Source organism: Neisseria sp. P0001.S005 (assembly GCF_051963715.1).
In genome coordinates this window covers 1-3,841 of the sequence record NZ_JBQCTZ010000272.1, presented here as the reverse complement: position 1 = coordinate 3,841, position 3,841 = coordinate 1, and the positions used below count along the sequence as shown (strand labels likewise).

The 3,841-nt window shown below is 49.8% G+C and carries 5 protein-coding genes; all 5 read left to right on the top strand.

Annotated elements, in window-relative coordinates; all coding sequences use genetic code 11:
* On the top strand, positions 1–1,077 hold a 1,077-nt coding region (nuoD, locus tag ACTHSP_RS18640; RefSeq protein WP_440346648.1), incomplete at its 5' end, for an NADH dehydrogenase (quinone) subunit D.
* Positions 1,077–1,550, top strand: coding sequence for an NADH-quinone oxidoreductase subunit NuoE (gene nuoE / locus ACTHSP_RS18635; RefSeq protein ID WP_049332996.1), 474 nt, complete (start codon positions 1,077–1,079; stop codon positions 1,548–1,550). The genes nuoD and nuoE, both read left to right, overlap by 1 nt.
* Positions 1,551–1,576: 26 nt before the next feature.
* The gene (locus ACTHSP_RS18630; RefSeq protein WP_070829749.1) at positions 1,577–2,101 is read left to right on the top strand and encodes a DUF1643 domain-containing protein; all 525 of its coding nucleotides are present in this window, start codon (positions 1,577–1,579) and stop codon (positions 2,099–2,101) included.
* Between the two features lie 90 nt (positions 2,102–2,191).
* Positions 2,192–3,487 (top strand): NADH-quinone oxidoreductase subunit NuoF, encoded by a 1,296-nt coding sequence (gene nuoF / locus ACTHSP_RS18625; RefSeq protein ID WP_070829751.1) that lies wholly within the window; start codon positions 2,192–2,194, stop codon positions 3,485–3,487.
* Positions 3,488–3,545: 58 nt separating this feature from the next.
* On the top strand, positions 3,546–3,841 hold a 296-nt coding region (locus ACTHSP_RS18620), incomplete at its 3' end, for a 2Fe-2S iron-sulfur cluster-binding protein (protein WP_440346647.1).

Sequence of the window (3,841 nt, the reverse complement as noted above, 5' to 3'; positions counted from 1 at the left end):
CTGCCCTATATGGACCGCTTGGACTACGTTTCCATGATGGTCAACGAGCAGGCGTATTGTTTGGCAGTAGAAAAACTCGCCGGTATCGATGTGCCTATCCGCGCCCAATACATCCGCGTGATGTTCGCCGAAGTAACGCGCATCCTCAATCACTTGATGGGCATCGGTTCGCACGCCTTCGACATCGGCGCGATGACCGCCATCCTTTATGCCTTCCGCGACCGCGAAGAGCTGATGGACTTGTACGAAGCCGTGTCCGGCGCACGTATGCACGCCGCCTACTTCCGTCCCGGCGGCGTTTACCGCGACCTGCCCGACTTCATGCCTAAATACGAGAGCAGCAAATTCCGCAACGCCAAAGTATTGAAGCAGCTCAACGAATCCCGCGAAGGCACCATGCTCGACTTTATCGACGCCTTCTGCGAACGTTTCCCGAAAAACATCGACACACTCGAAACCCTCCTGACCGACAACCGTATTTGGAAACAGCGTACCGTCGGCATCGGCGTTGTCACTCCTGAGCGCGCCATGCAAAAAGGCTTTACCGGCGTTATGCTTCGCGGTTCCGGCGTGGAATGGGACGTGCGTAAGACACAGCCTTACGAAGTGTACGACAAAATGGATTTCGATATTCCCGTCGGTGTGAACGGCGACTGCTACGACCGTTACCTCTGCCGTATGGAAGAAATGCGTCAATCCGTGCGCATCATCAAACAATGTTCCGAGTGGTTGCGTGTCAATCCGGGTCCGGTCATTACCACAAACCACAAATTCGCTCCGCCCAAACGTACCGAAATGAAAACAGGTATGGAAGACCTGATTCACCATTTCAAACTCTTTACCGAGGGTATGCACGTTCCCGAGGGCGAGACCTACACCGCTGTCGAACATCCGAAAGGCGAGTTCGGCGTTTACATCATTTCAGACGGCGCAAACAAACCCTACCGCCTGAAAATCCGCGCACCCGGCTTTGCCCACTTGCAAGGCATGGACGAAATGGCAAAAGGCCACATGCTGGCCGACGTTGTTGCTATCATTGGTACGCAGGACATCGTATTCGGGGAGGTTGACCGATAATGTTATCCGCAGAATCCTTAAAACAAATTGACATCGAGTTGGCAAAATATCCCGCCGACCAACGCCGCTCTGCCATTATGGGCGCATTGCGTATTGCCCAGACCGAAAAAGGCTGGCTCGCTCCTGAGACCATCGCTTTTGTCGCAGACTATATCGGCATCTCGCCTGCACAAGCCTACGAAGTCGCTACTTTCTACAATATGTACGACCTTGAGCCTGTCGGCAAATACAAACTGACCGTTTGTACCAACCTGCCCTGCGCCCTGCGCGGCGGTATGGCTACCGGCGAATACCTCAAACAAAAACTCGGTATCGGCTACGGCGAAACCACGCCTGACGGCAAATTTACCCTTGTCGAAGGTGAATGCATGGGCGCATGTGGCGATGCTCCGGTCATGCTGGTCAACAACCACAGCATGTGCAGCTTTATGACCGAAGAAGCAATTGACAAGAAACTTGCCGAACTGAAATAAAAGGACGTCTGAAAAAGGGGCATGGTATGGAATACATAATAGATATTTATGAAATAGATGAATTAAATAAATATCGTTTTGCATTAGGATCTATATCTGAAAAAACGCTTTTTGTTTTTGGTATTAATCCTAGTACTGCAGATGACAAAGAACCTGATCCTACAATTAGAAAAGTCATGGGTTTTGCTGAGGAAAATGGATATACAAGTTTTGTAATGTTTAATTTGTATCCACAAAGAGCAACGAATCCTAATGATTTACCGCAAGAAGCTAGTAAAGAAATTATACAAAAAAATGTTGAAATCATTTCTAAATTGATTTCACAACAAGTAACAAGTGATATTTTGTTGGCTTGGGGTGGTTTATTTTATTCTAGAGCGTATTTTTCCGACTGCTTAAAACAGCTTTACGAAAACTTAAAACAGTATCCTATAAATTGGTTAAGAATTGGAGAGCTTTTAAAGAGCGGACAACCTCGACACCCATTATATGCAGCGTATAGTAACGAATTAAAGAAAATGGACATGCTGAATTTTTTGGAGAAAATTTAGCGAAGTAGGTTGGGAACCAATACAAAATACATTCAGGCCGTCTGAAAACAACGGCTGCAACCGATACGAAAACGAACAGGCACACCAAAAATGGCTATTTACCAATCAGGCGTGATTTTTGACCAAGTGGATACCGCCAATCCCGATTGCTGGACATTGGACGAATACGTCAAACGCGGTGGTTACAGCGCGCTGCGTAGAATCCTGTCCGAAAACATCTCGCAAACCGACGTGATTGACGAAGTCAAAACTTCCGGATTGCGCGGGCGCGGCGGTGCGGGCTTTCCGACCGGTTTGAAATGGAGCTTTATGCCCCGTTCCTTCCCCGGTGAAAAATACGTCGTCTGCAACACCGACGAAGGCGAGCCGGGTACATTTAAAGACCGCGACATCATTATGTTCAATCCTCATGCCCTGATTGAAGGCATGATTATTGCCGGTTACGCGATGGGTGCGAAAGCCGGCTACAACTACATCCACGGCGAAATTTTCGAAGGCTACCAACGCTTTGAGGCCGCTTTGGAGCAGGCTCGTGCCGCAGGCTTTTTGGGTAAAAATATTTTGGGTTCGGATTTTGAATTTGAACTCTTCGCCCACCACGGCTACGGCGCATATATTTGCGGCGAAGAAACCGCATTGCTCGAGTCGTTGGAAGGCAAAAAAGGCCAGCCGCGCTTTAAACCGCCATTCCCTGCTTCGTTCGGCCTGTACGGCAAACCGACTACCATCAACAATACCGAAACGTTCTCCTCCGTTCCATTCATTATCCGCGACGGCGGACAGGCATTTGCCGATAAAGGTATTCCGAATGCAGGCGGTACCAAATTGTTCTGTATTTCCGGCCATGTCGAGCGTCCGGGCAACTATGAAGTGCCATTGGGTACGCCGTTTGCCGAAGTCCTGAAAATGGCGGGCGGTATGCGTGGCGGTAAAAAACTCAAGGCCGTCATTCCCGGCGGTTCGTCCGCGCCAGTTTTGCCTGCCGATATCATGATGCAGACCAATATGGACTATGACTCGATTTCCAAAGCAGGCTCGATGCTGGGTTCCGGCGCGATTATCGTCATGGATGAAGACGTGTGCATGGTGAAAGCCCTTGAGCGCCTGAGCTACTTCTACTATGACGAGTCTTGCGGCCAATGTACGCCTTGTCGTGAAGGTACTGGCTGGCTTTACCGCATCGTCCACCGCATCGTAGAAGGCAAAGGTCGCATGGAAGACTTGGATTTGCTGGATTCCGTCGGCAACCAAATGGCAGGCCGCACCATCTGCGCCCTTGCCGATGCCGCCGTCTTCCCAGTTCGCAGCTTTACCAAGCATTTCCGTGATGAGTTTGTGCATTACATCGAACACGGCGGACCGATGAAACCGAATAAATGGTGCTAAGTTTTCAGACGGCCTCTAAAAGAATTATTTATTAAATACCCGTAACTAGGAACGAACCATGTTACAAATCGAAATCGACGGCAAACAGGTATCTGTGGAGCAGGGCGCGACGGTGATTGAAGCCGCGCACAAGCTCGGTACTTATATCCCGCATTTCTGTTACCACAAAAAACTTTCCATCGCCGCCAACTGCCGTATGTGTTTGGTAGACGTGGAAAAAGCCCCCAAACCTCTGCCCGCCTGTGCCACGCCGGTTACAGACGGCATGATTGTGCGCACGCATTCGGCAAAAGCCCGAGAGGCGCAAGAAGGCGTGATGGAGTTCCTGCTCATCAACCATCCGCTTGATTGTCC

Coding starts and splice junctions, on each gene's coding strand:
- ACTHSP_RS18630 (WP_070829749.1), top strand. CDS start 1,577: ATGGAATACATAATAGATATTTATGAAATAGATGAATTAAATAAATAT.
- nuoE (WP_049332996.1), top strand. CDS start 1,077: ATGTTATCCGCAGAATCCTTAAAACAAATTGACATCGAGTTGGCAAAA.
- nuoF (WP_070829751.1), top strand. CDS start 2,192: ATGGCTATTTACCAATCAGGCGTGATTTTTGACCAAGTGGATACCGCC.